This is a genomic window from Streptomyces sp. SPB074 (assembly GCF_000154905.1).
GTDB lineage: Bacteria > Actinomycetota > Actinomycetes > Streptomycetales > Streptomycetaceae > Streptomyces.
The window spans coordinates 3,770,578-3,790,372 of the sequence record NZ_GG770539.1 but is presented as its reverse complement, the minus strand read 5'-3'; the positions used below and the strand labels follow the sequence as shown (position 1 = coordinate 3,790,372).

General features: G+C 74.2%; 16 protein-coding genes and 2 pseudogenes. 4 read left to right on the top strand and 14 right to left on the bottom strand.

Going from position 1 to position 19,795, the window contains the following annotated elements; all coding sequences use genetic code 11:
- Together SSBG_RS15710 and SSBG_RS15705 are read right to left on the bottom strand one after the other, a co-directional pair.
- A partial coding sequence (locus SSBG_RS15710) for a glutamate--cysteine ligase (protein ID WP_008747082.1) occupies positions 1 to 891 on the bottom strand: 891 nt, incomplete at its 3' end.
- Between the two features lie 270 nt (positions 892 to 1,161).
- Positions 1,162 to 1,925, bottom strand: a pseudogene (locus SSBG_RS15705) (DUF4232 domain-containing protein).
- Between the two features lie 219 nt (positions 1,926 to 2,144).
- Here SSBG_RS15705 and SSBG_RS15700 point away from each other — a divergent pair.
- Positions 2,145 to 3,971: a S9 family peptidase gene (locus tag SSBG_RS15700; protein WP_037869870.1), complete on the top strand. Its 1,827-nt coding sequence runs from the start codon at positions 2,145 to 2,147 to the stop codon at positions 3,969 to 3,971.
- Between the two features lie 58 nt (positions 3,972 to 4,029).
- Positions 4,030 to 4,860, top strand: coding sequence for an SURF1 family protein (locus SSBG_RS15695; protein WP_008747080.1), 831 nt, complete (start codon positions 4,030 to 4,032; stop codon positions 4,858 to 4,860).
- 90 nt (positions 4,861 to 4,950) lie between these two features.
- Here SSBG_RS15695 and SSBG_RS15690 read toward each other — a convergent pair whose 3' ends face one another.
- From SSBG_RS15690 to hppD, 10 genes are all read right to left on the bottom strand, one after another.
- Entirely contained in the window at positions 4,951 to 5,787 is an 837-nt protein-coding gene (locus tag SSBG_RS15690) for an ABC transporter ATP-binding protein (RefSeq protein WP_106429349.1), read from the bottom strand.
- Positions 5,784 to 6,854 (bottom strand): FecCD family ABC transporter permease, encoded by a 1,071-nt coding sequence (locus SSBG_RS15685; protein ID WP_008747078.1) that lies wholly within the window; start codon positions 6,852 to 6,854, stop codon positions 5,784 to 5,786. The genes SSBG_RS15690 and SSBG_RS15685 overlap by 4 nt, the downstream gene beginning before the upstream one ends.
- Positions 6,851 to 8,023: a FecCD family ABC transporter permease gene (locus SSBG_RS15680; RefSeq protein WP_234010549.1), complete on the bottom strand. Its 1,173-nt coding sequence runs from the start codon at positions 8,021 to 8,023 to the stop codon at positions 6,851 to 6,853. Before SSBG_RS15680 ends, SSBG_RS15685 begins: the two co-directional genes overlap by 4 nt.
- Before the next feature lie 95 nt (positions 8,024 to 8,118).
- Positions 8,119 to 9,180, bottom strand: coding sequence for an ABC transporter substrate-binding protein (locus SSBG_RS15675; RefSeq protein WP_008747076.1), 1,062 nt, complete (start codon positions 9,178 to 9,180; stop codon positions 8,119 to 8,121).
- Between the two features lie 148 nt (positions 9,181 to 9,328).
- A complete protein-coding gene (locus SSBG_RS15670; protein WP_008747075.1) occupies positions 9,329 to 10,753 on the bottom strand; it encodes a hypothetical protein in 1,425 nt (474 codons plus the stop codon).
- Positions 10,750 to 11,424, bottom strand: a complete 675-nt coding sequence (locus tag SSBG_RS15665; protein WP_078491319.1) for a SigE family RNA polymerase sigma factor — start codon at positions 11,422 to 11,424, stop codon at positions 10,750 to 10,752. Before SSBG_RS15665 ends, SSBG_RS15670 begins: the two co-directional genes overlap by 4 nt.
- 370 nt (positions 11,425 to 11,794) lie before the next feature.
- Positions 11,795 to 12,874: an aspartate-semialdehyde dehydrogenase gene (locus SSBG_RS15660; RefSeq protein WP_008747073.1), complete on the bottom strand. Its 1,080-nt coding sequence runs from the start codon at positions 12,872 to 12,874 to the stop codon at positions 11,795 to 11,797.
- 40 nt (positions 12,875 to 12,914) lie between these two features.
- Complete coding sequence (locus tag SSBG_RS15655) at positions 12,915 to 14,183, bottom strand: aspartate kinase (protein ID WP_008747072.1); 1,269 nt, start codon at positions 14,181 to 14,183, stop codon at positions 12,915 to 12,917.
- A gap of 131 nt (positions 14,184 to 14,314) precedes the next feature.
- Positions 14,315 to 14,740: an SRPBCC family protein gene (locus SSBG_RS15650; RefSeq protein WP_037869868.1), complete on the bottom strand. Its 426-nt coding sequence runs from the start codon at positions 14,738 to 14,740 to the stop codon at positions 14,315 to 14,317.
- 160 nt (positions 14,741 to 14,900) lie between these two features.
- On the bottom strand, positions 14,901 to 16,106 hold the full coding sequence (hppD, locus tag SSBG_RS15645) for a 4-hydroxyphenylpyruvate dioxygenase (protein ID WP_008747070.1): 1,206 nt from the start codon (positions 16,104 to 16,106) through the stop codon (positions 14,901 to 14,903).
- Positions 16,107 to 16,447: 341 nt separating this feature from the next.
- Between hppD and SSBG_RS15640 the strand changes: the two are divergent.
- A pseudogene (locus tag SSBG_RS15640) lies at positions 16,448 to 16,861 on the top strand (PaaI family thioesterase); the annotation flags it as partial.
- Between the two features lie 152 nt (positions 16,862 to 17,013).
- Here the strand turns inward: SSBG_RS15640 and SSBG_RS15635 are convergent.
- Positions 17,014 to 18,336 carry an FAD-dependent monooxygenase gene (locus SSBG_RS15635; RefSeq protein ID WP_008747068.1) on the bottom strand — a complete coding sequence of 441 codons (1,323 nt, stop codon included), beginning with the start codon at positions 18,334 to 18,336 and terminating at the stop codon, positions 17,014 to 17,016.
- A 39-nt stretch (positions 18,337 to 18,375) separates the two neighbouring features.
- On the opposite strand from SSBG_RS15635, the gene SSBG_RS15630 reads away from it, so the two are divergent.
- On the top strand, positions 18,376 to 18,963 hold the full coding sequence (locus SSBG_RS15630; protein ID WP_008747067.1) for a MarR family winged helix-turn-helix transcriptional regulator: 588 nt from the start codon (positions 18,376 to 18,378) through the stop codon (positions 18,961 to 18,963).
- Positions 18,964 to 19,061: 98 nt separating this feature from the next.
- On the opposite strand, the gene SSBG_RS15625 is transcribed toward SSBG_RS15630, so the two are convergent.
- Positions 19,062 to 19,649 carry a TlpA family protein disulfide reductase gene (locus SSBG_RS15625; RefSeq protein ID WP_008747066.1) on the bottom strand — a complete coding sequence of 196 codons (588 nt, stop codon included), beginning with the start codon at positions 19,647 to 19,649 and terminating at the stop codon, positions 19,062 to 19,064.
- Positions 19,650 to 19,795 lie beyond the last annotated feature (146 nt).

Below are 19,795 nucleotides of genomic sequence, written 5' to 3'. Positions count from 1 at the left end.
CGGGGTGTGGTCGAGGGGATGGAGGAGGTCACCGTCGAGACCGGAGCGGGCGGCCTGCCAGGAGGCCAGGCGCAGCACGGCCGTGGGGACCTGCTGCGGGGGTACGTGCCCGGCCGCCTCGCGGGCCGCCGTGTCCACCAGCGCGCGGCACAGGGCGGCGAGGAGGGGCGGGGTGCGGGCGTCCAGGCACACGTCCGCCACCCGGGTCTCGACCGTGGGCCAGCGGTGCGAGAGGCGGGCGTCGAAGTAGATCATCCCCTTGTCGCGCAGGACGCCCGTCCCGACCATCGCGCGCACCCGGGCCTCGTACGCCTGCGGGGAACCCGAGATGTCGTACGGGCCCGCCGAGGGCCAGCGGTTCCAGACGCGGGCGCGGTGACTGCCGTAGGCGGTGTCCTTTCCCTGCCAGTAGGGGGAGTTGGCGCTCAGCGCGAGGATCGGGGGCAGCCAGGGGCGGATGCGGTCGAGGACGGCGACCCCCTCGGCGTCCGAGGCGACGGAGACGTGGACGTGGCAGCCGCACGTGAGCTGCTCCTGGGCCAGGGCCCCGAACTTGTCCCTCACCCACCGGTACCGCTCGCCGTCGTTGACGCTCGGGCTCACCGGGAGCGGCGAGGTGGCGAGCGCGGCGACCCGGGCGCCCGCCCGGCGGGCGAGGGCGTCCGTCGTGGTGCGCAGTGGGCGGATCTCGTCCGCCAGCTCATCGATGTCGGCGCGCGGGATCGTCGCGAACTCGATCTGCTGCCCGTGCAGTGCGCTCTCCAGGGGCGAGTCCTCGCCCTCCCCCGCGCGCGCCTCCGCCGAGGCGAGCATCGCCGCCGCGCGCGCCCTCGGCTCCCCCGTCCCCTCGTCCACGAGCAGAGGTTCTTCCTCGACTCCGACCGTCCGCACCCGACACCGCCTCTCCGTCGTCCCGCCGTTTGTCCCGTGCCCACCGGTTGCCCCCGCGCGGGCCGTTGAAGCGGCGGGAGGACGGCGCGCCCGGACGAGGACGGGAACGGGCCGGGCGGAAGCGCGGACGGGGCCGGGCGGGGACGGGAGCGCGGGCGGCCGGACGCGCGGGCGGGCGGACGCGCGGGCGGGCGGACGCGCGGGCGGGCGGACGCGCGGGCGGGCGGACGCGCGGGCGGGCGGACGCGCGGGCGGGCGGACGCGCCGGGCTCAGCCCTCGCCCTGGCCGATGCTGCCCATCGGGCCGATCTCGACGCCCTGGCCCTTGTCGCTGTCCGAGACGGGCAGCGAGGGCCGGCCCGGCCAGGCGAGCTTCACGGAGTGGGTCTCGTCGGGCGGGGTGACGGTGAGGCCCGTGATGCGGATGCCGCTGCCGCCGGTCTTGTTGACCGGGTAGAGGACGGGTGCGTAGGTCTCTCGCCCGGCTTGAGGACCACCGGGTGGTCCGGGATGGACGCCTTGATGCCGCGTTCGGCCGAGATGGAGCCCGAGTTGGTGCTCAGGTCCGCGCCCGCGTAGGCGTTGAGGGAGCAGGGGGCGCTCCCGGTGTTCTCGAAGGTGATCGCGACGGTGGCCGGGTCGTCGTCACCGATGGTGGCGTCGGAGGCGGAGAGCTTGAGGTCGCTCGTCAGGCACTTGCCCGTCTTCGCGCCCCCGCCCGAGGAGTCCGAGGAGCCCGAAGAGCCCGAGGAATCCGAGGAATCCGAGGAACCGGACGAGCCGGAGGAATCGGAGGAGGCCGAGGAGCCGGCGGGGTCCGAGGAGTCGCCGGAGCCGGTCGTAGCGGACGGTTCCGTCGTGTTCTCGCCGCCCGCCGCCGAAGACGTGTTCCCCGCCGGGGCGGCCTTGTCGTCACCGCCGTCGTCGCTCTGGCAGGCGGTCAGGGACAGACCGATGAGGACGGCCAGGGCGGTGAGGGCGGTGAGGGCGGTGAGGGCGGTGAGGGCGGTGAGGGGGAGCTTGCGGGAGTGCATCGGGATTCCTCCGTCGAGGTGTGGGGGACCTGCCGGCGTCAAGCGCTTACCTGTACGGGAACTTCCGCGGACGTCCCACCCGTTCCCGTCGGCCCCGCCTCGCAATGGGCTCGTGACAGCCTCATGACACTTCGGCCGCGCGCCCCCGGCGCGGCGCGCCACCGGGCGGCGTACCGGGGCGCGCCCCGCTCCCCCCGGTGCGGGGAGTTGAATGGGCGCATGACGACCGACGCCACAGCCAAGCCGGACGACGCAGCCATGCCCGACTGGGAGAAGCGGTTCCGCGCTCCCCGCGTCTCGCTCCCCGAGTGGGCCGAGGACGCCCCCGACCGCTCCCTCTTCGTCTCGAACGCGACCGGCACGTACGAGCTGTACGCCTGGGACCGGGCCACGGGGGCGCAGCGGCAGGTCACCGACCGCGAGAACGGGACGACGGACGGGACGCTGAGCCCGGACGGCGCGTGGATCTGGTGGTTCGACGACCACGACGGGGACGAGTTCGGGGTGTGGCGGCGCCAGCCGTTCGCCGGGGGCGAGGACACCGAGGCGCTGCCCGGGGTCGCCGCCGCGTACTCGGCGGGGCTCGCGCTCGGCCGCGACGGGCGGACCGTCGTCGTGGGCAGTTCGAGCGACGAGCACGGCTCCCTCGTGCACGTCGTACGGGACGGGGGCGCGCCCGTCGAGGTGTACCGGCACCGCGAGTCGGCGGGCGTCGGGGACCTCTCGTACGACGGGCGGCTGCTCGTCGTGGAGCACACGGAGCACGGGGACGCGATGCACTCCGCGCTGCGGGTGCTGGAGCTCGGCGGGACGGGTGAGGTCGCGCGCACGGTCGCCGAGCTGGACGACACGGAGGGCGGGACGAAGGAACTCGGCCTCTCCGTCATGGGCTTCGCGCCGCTCGCCGGGGACGCGCGGCTCCTCGTCGGCACGCAGCGCGAGGGCCGCTGGCTGCCGATGATCTGGGACCCGGTCGCGGGCACGGAGACTGCCCTCGCCATCGACCTGCCGGGCGACGTGAGCGCCGACTGGTACGAGGACGCCTCGGCGCTGCTGATCGCGCACAGCCACGAGGCGCGCGGCGAGCTGTACCGCTACGACCTCACGGCGCACCGCCTGGAGCGGATCGAGACCCCGCGCGGCACCGTGTCGGGCGCGGGCGCGCGGCCGGACGGCAGCGTCGAGTTCCTGTGGTCCTCGGCCGCCGAGCCGCCCGTGGTCCGCTCCACGACGAGCGGCGTCGTCCTCGACCCGCCCGGGATGAAGGCCCCGGCCTCGGTGCCGGTCACGGACGCCTGGGTGGAGGGCCCCGGCGGGCGCGTGCACGCGCTCGTGCAGACCCCCGGTGGGGACGGTCCCTTCCCCACCGTCTTCGAGATCCACGGCGGCCCCACCTGGCACGACAGCGACGCCTTCGCCGCCGGTCCCGCCGCCTGGATCGACCACGGCTACGCGGTCGTCCGGGTCAACTACCGGGGCTCGACGGGCTACGGGCGCGCCTGGACCGACGCGCTCAAGCACCGGGTCGGGCTCATCGAGCTGGAGGACATCGCGGCGGTACGGGAGTGGGCCGTCGGCTCCGGGCTCGCGGACCCGGCGCGGCTGATCCTGTCGGGCGGCTCGTGGGGCGGGTACCTGACCCTGCTCGGGATCGGCACGCAGCCGGGGGCGTGGGCGGCGGGCGTCGCGGCCGTGCCCGTCGCGGACTACGTGACCGCTTACCACGACGAGATGGAGGGCCTCAAGGCGATGGACCGCACGCTCTTCGGCGGCACGCCCGAGGAGCTGCCCGAGCGGTGGGCGGCGTCGAGCCCGCTCACGTACGTGGACGAGGTGCGCGCGCCCGTCTACATCTCGGCCGGGGTCAACGACCCGCGCTGCCCGATCAAGCAGGTCGAGAACTACGTCGACCGGCTCGTGGCCCGGGAGCACCCGCACGAGGTCTACCGCTACGACGCGGGCCACGGCTCGCTCGTCGTGGACGAGCGCGTGAAGCAGGTGCGGATGGAACTGGACTTCGTCCGGCGGCACGTGCCGGGGAACTGAGCCGCTGTGGTACGGGGGCGGGCACCGGGCGTCCCGGCCCGCCCCGTACCGTGGGGGTGTGTACCGGTTCCTGCTGACTCCCCGGTGGTGGGGAATCCACGTCTTCGTCCTCCTGGCGATCCCCTTCTGCGTCTTCATGGGGTCCTGGCAGCTCAGCCGCTTCGAGGACCGGGTGGACACGCACAAGGACGCCACGGCCGCCGCCGAGGCGCACGCCGAGGGGGCGGCCAGGCCGCTCGCCGAGGTCCTGCCCGTCACGACCGCGACCTCGGGCGAGCGCACCCGCGCCACGGGCCGCTACGTCCAGCAGTTCCTCGTGCCCGACCGGGGGCTCGACGGGCGGGACGGCTACTACGTGCTCGGGCTGCTGCGGACCGGCGGGGAGAAGGTCCTGCCCGTCGTGCGCGGCTGGCACGCGGGCGCTGCCCCGGCGAAGGCGCCCGCCGCGCCGGGCGGCACCGTCACCGTGACGGGGGCGCTCCAGCCCTCCGAGGACGCGCGCAGCACGGGCGTCAACGCGAGCGGCGGGCTCCCGGCCGGGCAGGTCGGGATCATCGGCGCCGCCTCGCTCCTCAACCTCACCTCGTACGACGTGTACGACGGCTGGATCACGCTCGACCGCGCCGAGTCCGGCCTCACGCCCGTCCCGGCGAAGACGCCGGAGGGCGGCGGTCTCGACCTCAAGGCGTTCCAGAACCTGGGCTACACCGGCGAGTGGTTCGTGTTCGCCGGCTTCGTGGTCTTCATGTGGTTCCGGCTCGTGCGCCGCGAGGCGGAGGCCCGCAGGGACGCCGAGCTGGGAATCGCGGCGGACGAGGACGGGACGGGCGAGGACGGGACGGGCCAGGACGAGACCGACGAGACGGAACCGGAGAAGGCGGGGGTCTGAGCCCCGGAGCGGCACCGGCACGTCCGCCCCGTCCCCCGCGCACCCGCCGCGCCCCGGCCCCCGCCCGCCCGTACACCCGTCCCCCGCGCCTCACTCCCCCGCGCGCCACCCCATCCCCGGGACGACCAGCGGGCCGCCGGTCACCGGGTCGGGGACGACGACCGACGCGAGGCCGAAGACCTCCCGTACCAGCTCCGCCGTGATGATCTCGGCCGGTTCGCCCTGCGCCACGATGCGGCCGTCCTTCATGGCGATCAGGTGGTCGCCGTAGCGGACCGCCTGGTTGAGGTCGTGGAGCACCGCGACGACCGTGCGTCCGCGCTCGTGGTTGAGGCGGCGGACGAGGTCCAGGACCTCCACCTGGTGGGCCATGTCGAGGTACGTCGTCGGCTCGTCCAGCAGGAGCAGGTCCGTCTCCTGGGCGAGGGCCATCGCGATCCACACGCGCTGCCGCTGGCCGCCGGAGAGTTCGTCCACGAGGCGTTCGGCGAGCGGTGCCGTGCCGGTGCGCTCCAGCGCCTCCGTGACCGCGCGCTCGTCGTCCTCGGACCACTGTTGCCACCATTTCTGGTGCGGCTGACGGCCGCGCGCGACGAGGTCGGCGACGGTGAGGGGACCGGGGGCTGCGGGGTCTGCGGCAGGACGCCGATCGTGCGGGCGGTCTCCTTGCCGGGGGCGCGGGCGTTTCTCTGCGCCGTCGAGCAGCACGGTGCCGCCGCGCGGCTTGAGGAGCCGGCCGAGCGCGCGCAGGAGGGTGGACTTGCCGCAGGCGTTGGGGCCGACGACGACGGTGATCCGCCCGTCGGGCACGGCGACGTCCAGGTCCTCGACGACGAGGCGGCCCGGGTCGTAGCCCAGGCGCAGGCCGCGCGCGGCGAGACGGGTGGCGGGCGCGGCCTCCACCGGGGTGGCGGGGGGACGGCTCACGAGGGAACACCTCCGGTACGGCCGCGGGTGCGGATGATCAGCCACATCAGGTAGGGGGCGCCGACGGCCGCCGTGAGCACGCCGACCGGCAGTTCCACGGGCGAGAAGAGGCGGCGGGCGAGCAGGTCGGCGAGGGTGACGAGGAGCGCGCCCGTGAACGCCGCCGTGAGCAGCGGGATCTGCGCGGTACGGGCCAGCCGCCGCGCGATCTGCGGGGCGAGCAGCGCGACGAAGTCGACCGGCCCGGCGGCGCCCGTCGCCACCGAGGCGAGGACGACGCCGAGCACGGTGAGGCCGAGACGGGTGCGGTTCAGGCCGATGCCGAGCGCGGTCGCGGTGTCGTCGTCGAAGGAGACGCCGCGCTGGGCGCGCGCGGCCCACACCGTCGCCGGGACGGCCGCGAGCAGCGTGACGACCAGCGGCCACGCCTCCTGGTAGCCGCGCCCGTTGAGCGAGCCGGTGAGCCACACCTTCGACTGCTGGGCGACGAGGTAGTCCCCCTTGGTCAGCAGGAGCTGGGTCAGCGAGCCGAGCGCGACCGAGACGCCGATCCCGATGAGCACGAAGCGCCCCGAGTGCAGCCCGCCGCGCCACGCGCACACGTAGACGAGGAGCGCGGCGGCCAGCCCGCCCGCGATGGACACGTACGGGAGCTGCGCGGCCGGGACGAGGCCGAAGCTCATCGCGGCGACGGTCGCCGCGCCCGCGCCGTGCGTGACACCGATGACGTCGGGGCTGGCGAGCGGGTTGCGCGCGACGGTCTGCACGAGCGCCCCCGCGACCGCGAAGGCGGCGCCCGCGAGGAGCCCGAGGACGAGGCGGGGCAGGCGCAGCGTGCCGACGACGAGCTCGGCCGGGCTCGGCTGCCCGAGCACGACCCGTACGACCTCGCGCGGCGCGACCCAGGACTCGCCCCAGCACAGCGAGAGCACGACGGCGGCGGCGAGCAGCGCGGCGAGCGCGGTCGCGGCCAGGACGGTGCGGCGGTGCACGAGGAAGCTCGCGCGGCGGCGCCGCAGCAGGAGGTGGCCGGCCGGGCGCAGGCCGGGCAGCGGGCTCGCGCTCATGCGGAGACCGCCCCCTTGCGGCGCACGAGGACGATGAGGAAGGGCACGCCGATGAGCGCGGTCATGACGGCCACGGGGACCTCCGAGGGCGGGAAGAGGACGCGCCCGACGACGTCGGGGAGCAGGATCAGCACGGGCCCGAGGAGCGCGGCGAGCGGGAGCACCCAGCGGTGCGCGCTGCCGACGAGGGCGCGCGCGAGGTGCGGCACGGCGAGCCCGGTGAAGGCGATCGGGCCCACGGCGGCGACGGCGGCCCCGGTGAGCACGGTCGCGCCGAGGGCGCCGAGGACGCGCAGGAGGCCGACGCGGTGCCCGAGGTTCTTCGCGGCGTCGTCGCCGAGCGCGAGCGCGTCGAGGCCGCGCGCCAGGGCGAGGACGAGGACGGCCCCGGCGAGCAGGAAGGGCCAGAGCTGCCCGATCAGCTCGCTGCCGCGCCCGTTGAGCGAGCCGACCTGCCAGTAGCGGAACTGGTCCAGCGCGCGGGCGTTCGTCGTGACGATGCCGGAGACGACGGAGGCGAGGAGCGCGTTCATCGCGGCGCCCGCGAGCGCGAGCCGCACCGGCGAGGCGCCGCCGCGCCCGCCGCTGGCGACGGCGTAGACGCCGGCCGAGGCGAGCGCCGCGCCCGCGAAGGCGAACCACACGTACCCGGTCAGCGTGTGCGCCCCCGCGAAGGCGATCGCGCACACGACGCCGAGCGAGGCGCCCTGGCTGACGCCGAGGACGCCCGGCTCGGCGATCGGGTTCCGGGTGACGCCCTGCATGACGGTCCCGGCGAGCGCGAGGGCGACCCCCGCGAGGATGCCGAGCACGGTGCGGGGCACGCGGAAGGCCCGGACGACCTGCGCGTCGTCGCTCGTACCGCCGTGCAGCAGCGCCGAGAAGACCTCGCCGGGGGCGATCTGACGGCTGCCGACGCAGAGGCTGAGGAGCACCGCGAGCAGCAGGATCACGGCACACGCGAGCACCCGGGCGAGCCGCCGCCGCGTCGCGGGGACCGGCCGGGGGGCCGGGCCGCCGGGACGGGACGCCGGGTCGCCCGTACGGGACGCGGAGCCGCCCGTACCGGACGCGGGGCCGCCCGTACCGGACGCCGGGTCGCCGGGACGGGGGCCGGGTGCCCCTGGTGGTGGGGCGCCCGCCCCGGTGCGTGGGGCAGGTGACCCCATGACGTGCTTTCCCTCCGCTCGTGCCGCCCGTGCGGCCTCCGCCGCCCGGCCGTCTCCCGCCGGTGCGGCCTCTCGGGCCGTCAGGTGCTGTCCGGTCAGGCCGTCAGGTGCTGTCCGAGGTCGTCGAGGACGGCGTTCGCCGCCGTGACGCCGAGGCCCAGGTACCAGGTCTCGTCGGGGACGTCGAAGGCGTGCCCGTCCTTGACGGCCTTGAGGTTCTTCCACAGCGGGTTGCCCTGGGCCTTGGACTTGTCGGTGGCCTTCGGGTCGCCGTAGACGCCGGTGAAGATCCAGTCGGCGTCGGCCTTGTCGATGTTCTCGGCGCTGATCTCGGCGGCGAGGTCCGCGATGTCCTGGTTCTTCGGGCGCGGGATGCCGGTGTCCTTGAGGATCGTGCCGATGAAGGAGTCGTTCGCGTAGAGGCGGATGACGCCGTCGGGCATGTAGCGGACCATCGAGACGGTCGGCTTGTGCGCGCCGAGCTTGTCGCCGAGGGCCTTCGCTCGCTTCTCGTAGGCGGCCAGGTTCGCCTTCGCCTCGGCGGTCTTGTCGAGTGCGGCGGCGTTGAGGAGGTAGTTCTCCTTCCACGTGAACCCGGGGCGGATCGAGAAGACCGTCGGGGCGATCTTCGACAGCTCGTCGTAGGAGTTCGCGGCGCGGAGCTGGCTGCCCAGGATCAGGTCGGGCTTGAGCGCGGCGATCGCTTCCAGGTTGAGGCTGTTGATGGTCCCGATGTTCTTCGGCTTCCCGGCCTTGCCCCTGAGGTACGAGGGCAGCGCGGGCGAGCCCTCGGTGGGCGCGAGGCCGACGGGCTTGATGCCGAGGGAGACAACGTTGTCCAGTTCGCCGACGTCGAGGACGACGACGCGGCGGGGCGCGGACGGGATCTCGGTGCTGCCCATCGCGTGCTCGACGGTGCGCGGGAACTGCCCGGCCTTCGCGTCGGTGCCGAGCGCGGCGGTCTGCGCGGCGGCGTCACCGAAGTCCTTGCCGCCCTGCGCGACGGACTTCGAGTCCTTCTTGCCCCCGGCGGCGGCCTGGGAACTGCTGCTCGCGCTCTTCCCGTCGCCGGAGCCGTCGCCGCCACATGCCGTCAGGGACAGGGCGGCGACGACGGCGAGAGCCGCCGCGGCCGTGGAACGGCGCCGAAAAGACATGAGGGGTCCTTGCTGTGATTCAACCGTCAACTAGATAGGTAAGACTTACCTTAATCCTCTGCTCCGTGACGTCGTGAACCGGGCCCCGGGAACGGCGCCCCGAGACCCCCCGGGCGCGAGTTCCGGGCCCCCGCCTCCCCCGGCTTGCTCAGCCGCCCGCCGGGAGGAGGCCCGTGCGGTAGAGGGTGCCGGAGCAGGACTCGCGGATCGTCGTGTTGCTGACGGGGCCGCCCGGGGCCGCGTTGTGGCTGACCTCGACGGTGGCGGCGGGGGCGTCGTCGGCCGGGACGCTCCGCTCGAACTGGGTCGTCGTGCGGTCGAGCGCCGCCGGGTCCTCGGGGCCCGCGCCCGCGCCCTGGCCCTGGTCCGGGCCCTTGCCGGGGCCGGAACCGGGGCCGCCGCTCTCGGCGGGCGACTGGGCGGGCTCGCTGGGCGTCGGGGACGAGGGCCCGGGGTCCTCGGGGGGCTTGCTCGGGTCGCCGCTCGGGCAGCCGGCGTCCGGTACGAAGGCGAACCGCACCTCGTAGGACTGGCCCGGGCCGAGCAGCAGCGCCGACTGCGAGGTGCCGGGGAGGTCCGCCGCCGCGTCGCCGTCCTGGTGCTCCACGACGGGCACGGTCGTACGGGTCCGGCCGCCGAGGACCGCGACGCGGACCTGTCCCGCCGAGGTGACCGCGCACTTCTCGCCGGAGACGTTCGCGACGCGGAAGCTGCCGTAGACCGTGCCGTCGGCCGCCGGGGTGCCGCGGTCGGCGGCGGCGTCACCGAGCTGGGTGGCGGCGCAGCGGGGGGCGTCGGCCAGGACCGTACCGGCGGAGGGGGGCGACTTCGGGCTCGGGGAACCGCTCGCGCGGCTCCGGTGCCCGCTGCTCGCCGAGGGGCGCGGCGAGGCGCTGCGGACGTCGTCCCGTACCTCCCGGCCGGCGTCCTCGTGCGGACGCGCGGAGGACGGGGCCGCGGTGCGCGTGTCCTGACTGCTGCCCGCCATCGTCGGATCGGCCTCGTGGCCGGGCGCGGCGGCGACGTGGACGGCGGCGGGGATCGCCGTGCCGAGGAGGATCACAGCGGCGGCGACTCCGACGAGCGTCTGCCGCTTGCGGGCCCGGCGGGCCGGCACGGCGGCCTGGAGCCGGTCCAGGACCCCCTCGCCGGGCGCGAGCCCGTCCACGGCACCGTGGAACAAGGCGCGCAATTCGTCTTCACCGAAGGAGGAATCGGGCGAAGCGGGGTCCGCCGGGGCGGAGTTCACGGCGGAACTCCCGGCGGGCGGGCTTCCGGCGGCCGCCGGGCTCTCGGCGGCCGGGCTTCCGGCGGCCGGGCTTCCGGCGGCGGGGGTGGAGCCCTCCGGAGCGGGGCCGTCCGGAGTCGAGCCGTCCGCAGTCGAGCCCTCCCGGGTGGCCGGCTCGGCGGAGACCTCCGGGAGTACGCGGGTCTCCTCCTCGCCCGGCGTTTCCGACGTCCCTGCCGGCTCCGGAGTCATACCGCCGTCCACCGCCGCGTCCTTCCCGTCCTTCGTCCCGCCGTCCCTCGTCCCGCCGTCCCGCCTCGCGTCGTCGTGGCCCGCCGCCGTCACGTCACGGCTCCCATCGCGACGCGCAGCGCGGCGATCCCGCGCGAGCCGTACGCCTTCACGGACCCGACCGAGACGCCGAGGGTCTCGGCGACCTGGGCCTCCGTCATATCGGCGAAGTATCGCAGCACGAGCACCTCTCGCTGTCTGCGCTGGAGTCCGCGCATCGCCTTGATGAGGTCGTCGCGCTCCAGGAGGTCGTACGCGCCCTCCTCCGCGCTCGCCATGTCCGGCATGGGCTTCGAGAGCAGCTTGAGGCCGAGGATGCGGCGGCGCAGCGTGGACCGCGAGAGGTTCACGACGGTCTGGCGCAGGTAGGCGAGGGTCTTCTCGGGGTCTCGCACCCGCTTGCGCGCCGAGTGCACCCGGATGAACGCCTCCTGCACGACGTCCTCGCAGGAGGCGGTGTCGTCCAGGAGCAGCGCGGCGAGGCCGAGCAGCGAGCGGTAGTGGGCGCGGTAGGTCTCGGTGAGGTGGTCGACGGTCGTCCCGACCGCCGGTGCCTCGGGGTCCGTCTCGTCGGAGGCGCGCTGCCGCGGAACGGAGGGCCTGGTCAAGGGCATCGGCGCGATCACCGGCATGGTGCCGGGAGCGCGGGCCGGCCTGCGGCGTCCCGGGGGACGCAGCGGGAGGGGCGCCACGCGCGCCGTCGTGAATTCGAGAACCTCAGCCACGGTTGTTCGACACCGCTGCCCCCCTCGGGGTTGTACGGCGATCCGGTACGCCGCGCACCAGCCCCCTCCGCCCCCTTCACGCTCACCCGCACCCGCTTCGTCCTCCCCGTGTCGGAACACCCCCGTGCTCGTGGCCCCGTGAGCCCCCTCGCGCCGTGGGGACCGTGCGGCGTTCCTGATGTGGGGGGAGACGTCGGGTCCACCGTGCGCGGTTGCGGGGGGACGGACTCGCATCGTCCGTGGTGAAGGGGAGGTCACACAAGGGGCGGCCGGGCACAGTTGCACACGGAAACATCACGAATCCGTCACAGGGGGCCCATATTTCGGGCGGATGGTGACGTACGCCCTGCGCCCGCCGGGTCACACGGCGTCAGCGGGCCCCCGCGACCAGCTCGGCGATCTGCACCGCGTTGAGCGCTCTTCCCTTCCGCACATTGTCGGCGCACACGAAGAAGTCGAGCGCGTGCGGGTCGTCGGCGTCCGCGCGCACCCGCCCGACCCAGGCGGGATCGGTCCCGGCCGCGTCCACGGGCGTCGGGTACTCGCCGTTGCCCGGGTCGTCGATGAGGACGACACCGGGTGCCGTGGCGAGGATCTCGCGGGCGCGCCCGGCCGAGACGACGTGCTCGAAGCGGGCGTGGACGGTGAGCGAGTGGGTCGTGACGACGGGGACGCGCACGCACGTCGCGGAGACCGGCAGCCCGGGCAGGCCCAGGACGCGGCGGGGCTCGTCGCGGAGCATCCGCTCGGTCGTGGTCCAGCCGTCGGCCTCGTACGAGCCGGTCCAGGGCACGACGTTGAGCGCGACGGGGTCGGGGAAGGGGCCGGTGTCCCGGCCGAGGACGCGGCGCACGTCGCCCGGGACCGTGCCGGGGCCGGGGGTGCCCGCGCCGCTCGTGCGGCGTTCCTCGGCGACGAGTGTTTCGAGCTGGCCCCACAGGGCCTCGGTGCCCGCGCGGCCGGCCGCGCTGACGGCCTCGTACGTGGAGACGACGAGGCCCGTGAGGCCGAACTCGCCGTGCAGGGCGCCGAGCGCGACGATCATCGCGAGCGTCGTGCACTGGGGTCCCGCGACGATGCCGCGCGGCCTGGCGCGTACCGCGTGCGGGTTGACCTCGGGCACGACGAGCGGCACGTCCGGATCGGCGCGGAAGGCGGCGGAGGTGTCCACGACGACGGCGCCCGCCTCGACGGCGCGCGGCGCCCAGACCGCGGCGACGTCCTCGGGGACGAGGAAGAGCGCGAGATCGACGCCGTCGAAGACGCCGGGCTCCAGGGCGTGCACGCGGTTGGGGGTGCCGCGCACGCTCAGCACGCGCCCGGCGGAGCGGGCGGAGGCGACGAGCCGGATCTCGCCCCAGATGTCGGCGTGCTGGCTGAGGATGCCGAGAACGGCGCCACCGGCGATCCCGGTGGCGCCGACCACGGCGAGCACGGGCCGCCCGGTCACGGCACCTCCGTGCGCGCGCCGTGCGGACCGTGCGGGTGGGTCATCGCCCGGTGCCCCCGTAGACCACGGCCTCGTCGCTGTCGCTGTCGAGACCGAAGGCGGTGTGCACGGCGCGCACCGCCTCGTTGACGTCGTCGGCGCGCGTCACGACCGAGATGCGGATCTCGGAGGTCGAGATCAGCTCGATGTTGACGTTCGCGCGGCTCAGCGCCTCGAAGAACGTCGCCGTGACGCCCGGGTTGGTCTTCATGCCGGCGCCGACGAGGGAGATCTTCGCGATCTGGTCGTCGTAGCGCAGCGACTCGAAGGCGACGGTGGCCTTGAGCTTCTCCAGGGCGTCGATCGCCTTGCGGCCCTCGGCCTTGGGGAGGGTGAAGGAGATGTCGGTGAGGCCCGTGGACGCGGCGGAGACGTTCTGCACCACCATGTCGATGTTGACCTCGGCGCCCGCGATGGCGCGGAAGATCGCGGCGGCCTCGCCCGGCTTGTCCGGCACCCCGACGACGGTGATCTTCGCCTCGGAGGTGTCGTGCGCCACCCCGGAGATGAGTGCCTGCTCCATCGCTTCGTTCCCCTGCGTTCGGCCGACCCACGTGCCCTGGAGCCCCGAGAAGGAGGAGCGGACGTGGATCGGGATGTCGTACCGGCGGGCGTACTCCACGCAACGGTGGAGCAGCACCTTCGACCCGGAGCTTGCCAGCTCCAGCATGTCCTCGTAGCCGATGTGGTCGATCTTGCGGGCCTTCTTGACCACGCGCGGGTCGGCGGTGAAGACCCCGTCCACGTCGGTGTAGATCTCGCAGACCTCGGCGTCGAGGGCGGCGGCGAGCGCGACGGCGGTCGTGTCGGAGCCGCCGCGGCCCAGCGTCGTGATGTCCTTCTTCTCCTGCGAGACGCCCTGGAAACCGGCCACGATGGCGATGTTGCCCTCGTCCACGGCCGTACGGATACGGCCGGGCGTGACGTCGATGATGCGCGCCTTGCCGTGGGAGCTGTCGGTGATCACCCCGGCCTGGCTGCCCGTGAAGGACTGCGCCTCGTGCCCCAGGCTTTTGATCGCCATGGCGAGCAGCGCCATGGAGATCCGCTCCCCCGCGGTCAGCAGCATGTCCATCTCGCGCCCGGGAGGCATCGGGGACACCTGTTCCGCGAGATCGATCAACTCGTCCGTCGTGTCACCCATCGCGGACACCACGACAACGACCTGATGGCCGTTCTTCTTGGCTTCCACGATCCGCTTGGCGACCCGCTTGATGCCTTCGGCATCGGCAACGGATGAGCCTCCGTACTTCTGCACGACAAGGCCCACGTGCGCGCTCCTCGATAGTCAGTCCTGCGATCGGCTCAGTTTAACGAGGGCCCGGTTTTCGCCCGGTACGTATCGGCTGCTGAGACGTCCTGCCCAGCCCCCGCCCCGCACACGGCACCCGGTGCCACTCCTTACCGACCTTGCCCAGGCCGCTGCCGGGCACTCGGATTGTGGGACAGGTCACGTACGAGGCGGGCGAGCGCGAGCCGGGCCAGCGGCTCGTAGCCGAGGACGTACGGGGCGGGGCCCTCGATCGCGAGGCGCGTCACCGCCCCGCCGCCGGGCAGCGCCCGGACGCCGTGGGCGAGGCGCAGCCGTACGGGCCCCAGCCGGACCACCCACGACCAGTCGGCACCCGCGACCCGCTCCACCCGGAAACGGACCCGCACCCCGAGCGGCCCGCGCACCGTCCCGGTCGCCCCGCTCGCGAGCCGTTCCCCCTCCGTCTCGACCCCCCGGATCTGCGGAGACCACTCGGCCCACCGGCCGAAATCGGCGTAGCGCTCGGCGACGAGGGCGGCGGAGGCGGGACCGGAGCGGTGAAGGACACGACGCATGACCCCACTATGCGACCTCCGCCCCACGAAGCCCCTCCGGCGCCCCCCATCAAGCCCCTCCGGCGTTTGAGGAGCGGGGTGTGGGGCGGAGCCCCACGAACGGGGCCCGGGGCGGAGCCCCGCGAGGCCCGCCCCGCCGAACGCCGAACCATCGCTCCCGCTAAAAATTCCCCCTCCGCTCCTGCTCCCGCTCAATCGCCTCGAACAGCGCCTGGAAGTTCCCCTTCCCGAACCCCAGCGACCCGTGCCGCTCGATCATCTCGAAGAAGAGCGTCGGCCGGTCCCCGAGCGGCTTGGTGAAGATCTGGAGCAGGTAGCCGTCCTCGTCGCGGTCCACGAGGATGCCGCGCTTCTGCAACTCCTCGATCGGCACGCGTACGTCACCGATGCGGGCGCGCAGCGCGGGGTCCTCGTAGTAGGAGTCGGGGGTGTCCAGGAACTCGACGCCCTCGGCGCGCATCGCGTCCACGGAGGCGATGATGTCGTTGGTCGCGAGCGCGAGGTGCTGGGCCCCGGCGCCCCCGTAGAACTCCAGGTACTCGTCGATCTGCGACTTCTTCTTGCCGGGGGCGGGCTCGTTGAGCGGGAACTTCACGCGGTGGTTGCCGTTGGCGACGACCTTGCTCATGAGCGCGGAGTACTCGGTGGCGATGTCGTCGCCGATGAACTCGGCCATGTTGGTGAAGCCCATGATGCGGTGGTAGAAGTCCACCCACTCGTCCATGCGGCCCAGTTCGACGTTGCCGACGACGTGGTCGAGCGCCTGGAAGACGCGCCGGGGCGCGCCGGGGCGCCGTACGTGGGTGGAGGTACGGGCGACGTACCCGGGCAGGTACGGGCCGTGGTAGCCGGAGCGGTCCACGAGGCTGTGCCGCGTGTCGCCGTACGCGGCGATCGCCGCGACCCGCACGGTGCCGTGCTCGTCGGTGACGTCGTGCGGCTCCTCCAGCACGCGGGCGCCCTGCGCGCGGGCGTGCGCGACGCAGCGGTCCACGTCGGGGACTTCGAGGGCGATGTCGGTGACGCCGTCGCCGTGCGCGCGCTGGTGGTCGGCGACGGGGCTCGCGGGATCGACGGCACCGTTGAACACGAAGCGGATGGCGCCGCTGCGCAGCACGTACGAGTGGTGGTCGCGGTTGCCGGTCTCGGGACCGGAGTACGCCTCCAGCTCCATGCCGTAGGCGGACTGGTAGTAGTGCGCGGCCTGGCTCGCGTTCCCGACCGCCCACACGATCGCGTCCCACCCGGTGACCGGGAAGGGGTCGGCGTTGTCGTCGTACTCCACGAGCCCGACGAGCTTCTGCAACTGGGGGAGGTCGAGTTCGGCCAGGCGTTCCTGGTCGGTGAGGGTGTCCTGGATGCTCATACGCGCCAGGACAGCCCCGGCGGCGGGGACACGGCAAGAGGACGCGCCCGGAGGTGGGCAGCCTGTTCACCTTGCCCAGCGGACGGGGGGCCGGAACGGACAATGTGCCCGGTTAAACGTGGCCGGGGTGGGCAAAGAGCGGAACGGCGCGGACGAGGGCGCGGCGGGCGGGCGGGAGCGGGCCGGGGCCCGGCGCGGCGAGCGGGCAGGAGCGGGCCGGGCCCCGCGCGGCGCGCACGGACCGCCGCGCACGGACCGCCGCGCGCGTAGCGTGGCCCCATGACCGAGGACGCCCCCGCGGGCCCGCCCGCCGCCGGAATCCCGCCCGCCCCCGAGGCACCCGGCAGGTCTTCGCCGCGCAGCCCTTCACGCGTTTCCTCGGCGCCGAACTGGTGTCGGCCTCGCCCGGAGCGGCCGAGATCCGGATCGCCAACCGTCCCGACCTGCGGCAGCAGCACGGATTCGTGCACGGCGGCGTGCTCGGCTACCTCGCCGACAACGCCCTCACCTTCGCGGGCGGCCTCGCGCTGGGCGGCGACGCGCTGACGGCCGAGTTCAAGGTCAACTACGTCCGCCCGGCCACCGGCGCGGCCGTCACGGCGCGCGCGGAGGCGGTGGCGACGACCCGCAGGCAGGCGGTGTGCCGCTGCGAGCTGTGGTCGGTCGCGGAGGACGGGACGGAGGTGCTGGTGGCGGTGGGGCAGGGCACGATCGTGGCGGCGGGACCCACCCGCACCGGCTCAGCCCCGGCCTGAGCCCGCATGCCCCCGCCCGGACCGGACGCCCGCCCCCTCGTACCGGCTCTTCGCCCGCCCGGACCCGTAGACGTCCTCTTTTCCTCCGCCCGGACCGGCCCTTCACCCGCCCGGGCCCGTACGCGTCCTCCCGCCGCCCGGCGCCGCGCGGCTCACTCGTAGCGCGGGAGGTCGATCGCCGAGTGGACGGCGTGCGTCGCGCCGCCCTCCCCGCCGCCGCCAGCAGGCGACACCGCGCGCAGCACCGTGTTCCGCGCTTCCATCTCCTCCCTGGTCCCGGGGACCACCGAGGTGCCGCCGCTGGTCGCCAGGGCCTGGTTGAGCTCCGCGAACGGCCGGACGATCCGCTCGTACGCGGCGAAGGCCGCCTCGTGGTCACGGTGCCGGGCCAGCTCCCCGGCGAGCACGTACGCCCCGACGAGCGCCACGCTCGACCCCTGCCCGGAGAGGAAGGAGGTCGCGTGCGCCGCGTCCCCGGCGAGCGCGACGCGCCCGTGCGACCAGGCCGGCATGTGGATCTGGCTCACGATGTCGAAGAAGATGTCGTCCGCCTTCTCCATGCCCTCGACCATGCGGGGCAGGTGCCAGCTCCGCTCGGGGAAGCGCTCCCGCACCAGTTCGCGCTGCGCCTCCGGGTTCCGGAAGGCGGTGACCGGGACGTCCTCGTTCCGGAAGACGAGGAAGCCGTGCAGGTCCTCCTCCGGCTCGTGCGCGTAGAGGGCGGCGGCGCGGCCCGGCTCGTTCCAGACGGCGGCCTCGCGCACGAGACCGAACTCGTTGGGGAGCGTGAACCCGGCGAAGACGTGGCCGAGGTAGCGGTGGAAGGGCTCCTCGGGGCCGAAGACGAGGCGCCGCGTGTTCGAGTGCAGGCCGTCCGCGCCGATGACGAGGTCGAAGGTGCGCAGTGTGCCGCTGTCGAACTCGACGTGCACGGCGTCGCCGTCGTCGTCGAGGGTCGCTATGGAGTCGTTGAAGAGGAACTCGACGCGGCCTTCGAGCGGGGCGGTGAGCGCGGTCGCGAGGTCCCCGCGCCGCACCTCCAGGTCGAGCCCGGCCGTGCCGCCCGTCACCTGTTCCGGCCGCACGGAGCAGACCGTCTCCCCGGCCGCGTCCACGAAGCTCAGCCGCCGCGAGTCCACGTGCGCCGCGCGCAGCGCCGGCATCATCCCCATCCGGTCGGCGACCTCGCGCGCCACGCCGCGGATGTCGATCGCGTACCCGCCGCCGCGCACGGTGGGAGCCTTCTCGACCACCGTCACCTCGAAGCCGTGGCGGTCGAGCCAGTAGGCGAGCGCGGGACCCGCGATGCTCGCGCCGGAGACGAGGACCCGCCGGGCGGCGGGGGAGGAGGGAGCGGGGGAAGCGGGCTGGGAGAGGGTGGATATGAGGAACCCCTTTCGACAGAAGATACGTACGTTAGGTATCTTTATTGGTGCCGAGCGGGACCGCCCTGCCCCCTCGGCGCTCCCCACCATATAGATACGTAAGTCAGGTATGCAAATGGAGGCGACACCATGACCCCCGAGTCCCCCGGGGTACCGGCCGCACCCGAACCGGAAGGACGCGAGGGGTCTCCCCGCCCCCGCGCGCCCGAGGCCGGTCCCGACGCGTTCGCTCCCCACCCCGAAGGGCTCGCGGGCTTCCTCGCCGCCCTGCCGAGGTTCACCCAGCTCAGCGCGGCCTTCACGAAGGGCAGGCTGCCCGAGCGGGCCGCCCAGGCGTCCGGGCTGCACCTCGACAAGCCCGCGATGGGCGTGCTCATCAACCTCCGCACCGCCGGACGCCCGCTGCGCGTCGGCGAGATCGCGGAGCGCATGTCCGTCGTCGGCCCGCACGTCACGCGGCACGTACAGGTCCTGGAGAAGCGCGGCCTCGTGCACCGCGTCAGCGATCCCGAGGACCGCCGCGCGAGCCTCATCGACCTGACCCCGGCGGGCCGCGAGGGCGTGGAGCGCTACGGCGCCTCGCTCTTCTCCTGGTTCACCGACGTGCTCGCCGACTGGCCGGAGCAGGACCGCGCCGACCTGACCCGCCTCCTGACCCGCTTCGCGAACGACGTCACGGACCGCATCGCCCTCCTGGAGGAGGAACCCGAGGGCTAGGGCCCGGCGTCACCCGCCCGTCCGCCGCGCGCGCACCGCGGCGGACGCGGCGCCCCGGCCGCCCTCGCCTCCCCCGGCCGCCTCCGGCGCGGCCCGGGTCACTTCTCGGCGAGCAGCTTCCCCACCGCCGCTGCCGCCCTCCGCTCGGAGACGGGCCCCGACATGGCCGCCGCCACCCTCCCCCGCTTGTCCACCAGGAAGGTGAACGGGACGAACTGCGGGTTGACGACGCCCTTCGGCACGCGCAGCAGTTCGCGGCCCGAGGGGTCGTACATCACCGGGTACGTCACCCCGTACCGCGCGACGAAGGCGCGCGCCGCGCTCTCGTTGGCCTCCGCGTTGTAGCCCACGACCCGCAGCCCCCGGCCCCCGTACCGCTGCTGGACCCGGACGAGCCCCGGCATCTCGGCCCGGCAGGGCCCGCACGTGGACTGCCAGCCGTTGACGAGCACGACCTGTCCCGCGAACCGCGACAGCGCGACCCGCCGCCCGTCGAGCCCCGCGCCCGTAAGCTCCGGCAGCGGCTTGCGCTCCGCGCGCGGCAGGAGCGCCAGTGGCTCCCGCGCCACCGCGCCCCCACCGCCACCGCCACCGCCACCGGTCCCGCACCCGGCGAGCAGCAGCGCGGCCACCACGACCGCCGCCCCCACCCCTCGTCCCCGCACATGTCCCCGCCGAAGCCGCATCCCGGCAGGCTATGCGGTCGGCCGCGGGGTCGGGCTGCCGGGCCGTCAGACGCCCGGCGCCGGCACCGGCCCCTCGCCGCAGGTGCCGGCCGCGGGCCATTTTTTTTTTTTTTTTTTTTTAGTTTTTAATAGTTTTTTTTTTTTTT

Bases quoted from the DNA above. Each gene is read 5' to 3' on its own strand.
- SSBG_RS15685 (WP_008747078.1), bottom strand. From the start codon at position 6,854: ATGAGCGCGAGCCCGCTGCCCGGCCTGCGCCCGGCCGGCCACCTCCTG.
- SSBG_RS15700 (WP_037869870.1), top strand. From the start codon at position 2,145: ATGACGACCGACGCCACAGCCAAGCCGGACGACGCAGCCATGCCCGAC.
- SSBG_RS15680 (WP_234010549.1), bottom strand. From the start codon at position 8,023: ATGGGGTCACCTGCCCCACGCACCGGGGCGGGCGCCCCACCACCAGGG.
- SSBG_RS15675 (WP_008747076.1), bottom strand. From the start codon at position 9,180: ATGTCTTTTCGGCGCCGTTCCACGGCCGCGGCGGCTCTCGCCGTCGTC.
- hppD (WP_008747070.1), bottom strand. From the start codon at position 16,106: ATGAGCATCCAGGACACCCTCACCGACCAGGAACGCCTGGCCGAACTC.
- SSBG_RS15635 (WP_008747068.1), bottom strand. From the start codon at position 18,336: ATGGTGGGGAGCGCCGAGGGGGCAGGGCGGTCCCGCTCGGCACCAATA.
- SSBG_RS15630 (WP_008747067.1), top strand. From the start codon at position 18,376: ATGACCCCCGAGTCCCCCGGGGTACCGGCCGCACCCGAACCGGAAGGA.
- SSBG_RS15650 (WP_037869868.1), bottom strand. From the start codon at position 14,740: ATGCGTCGTGTCCTTCACCGCTCCGGTCCCGCCTCCGCCGCCCTCGTC.
- SSBG_RS15625 (WP_008747066.1), bottom strand. From the start codon at position 19,649: ATGCGGCTTCGGCGGGGACATGTGCGGGGACGAGGGGTGGGGGCGGCG.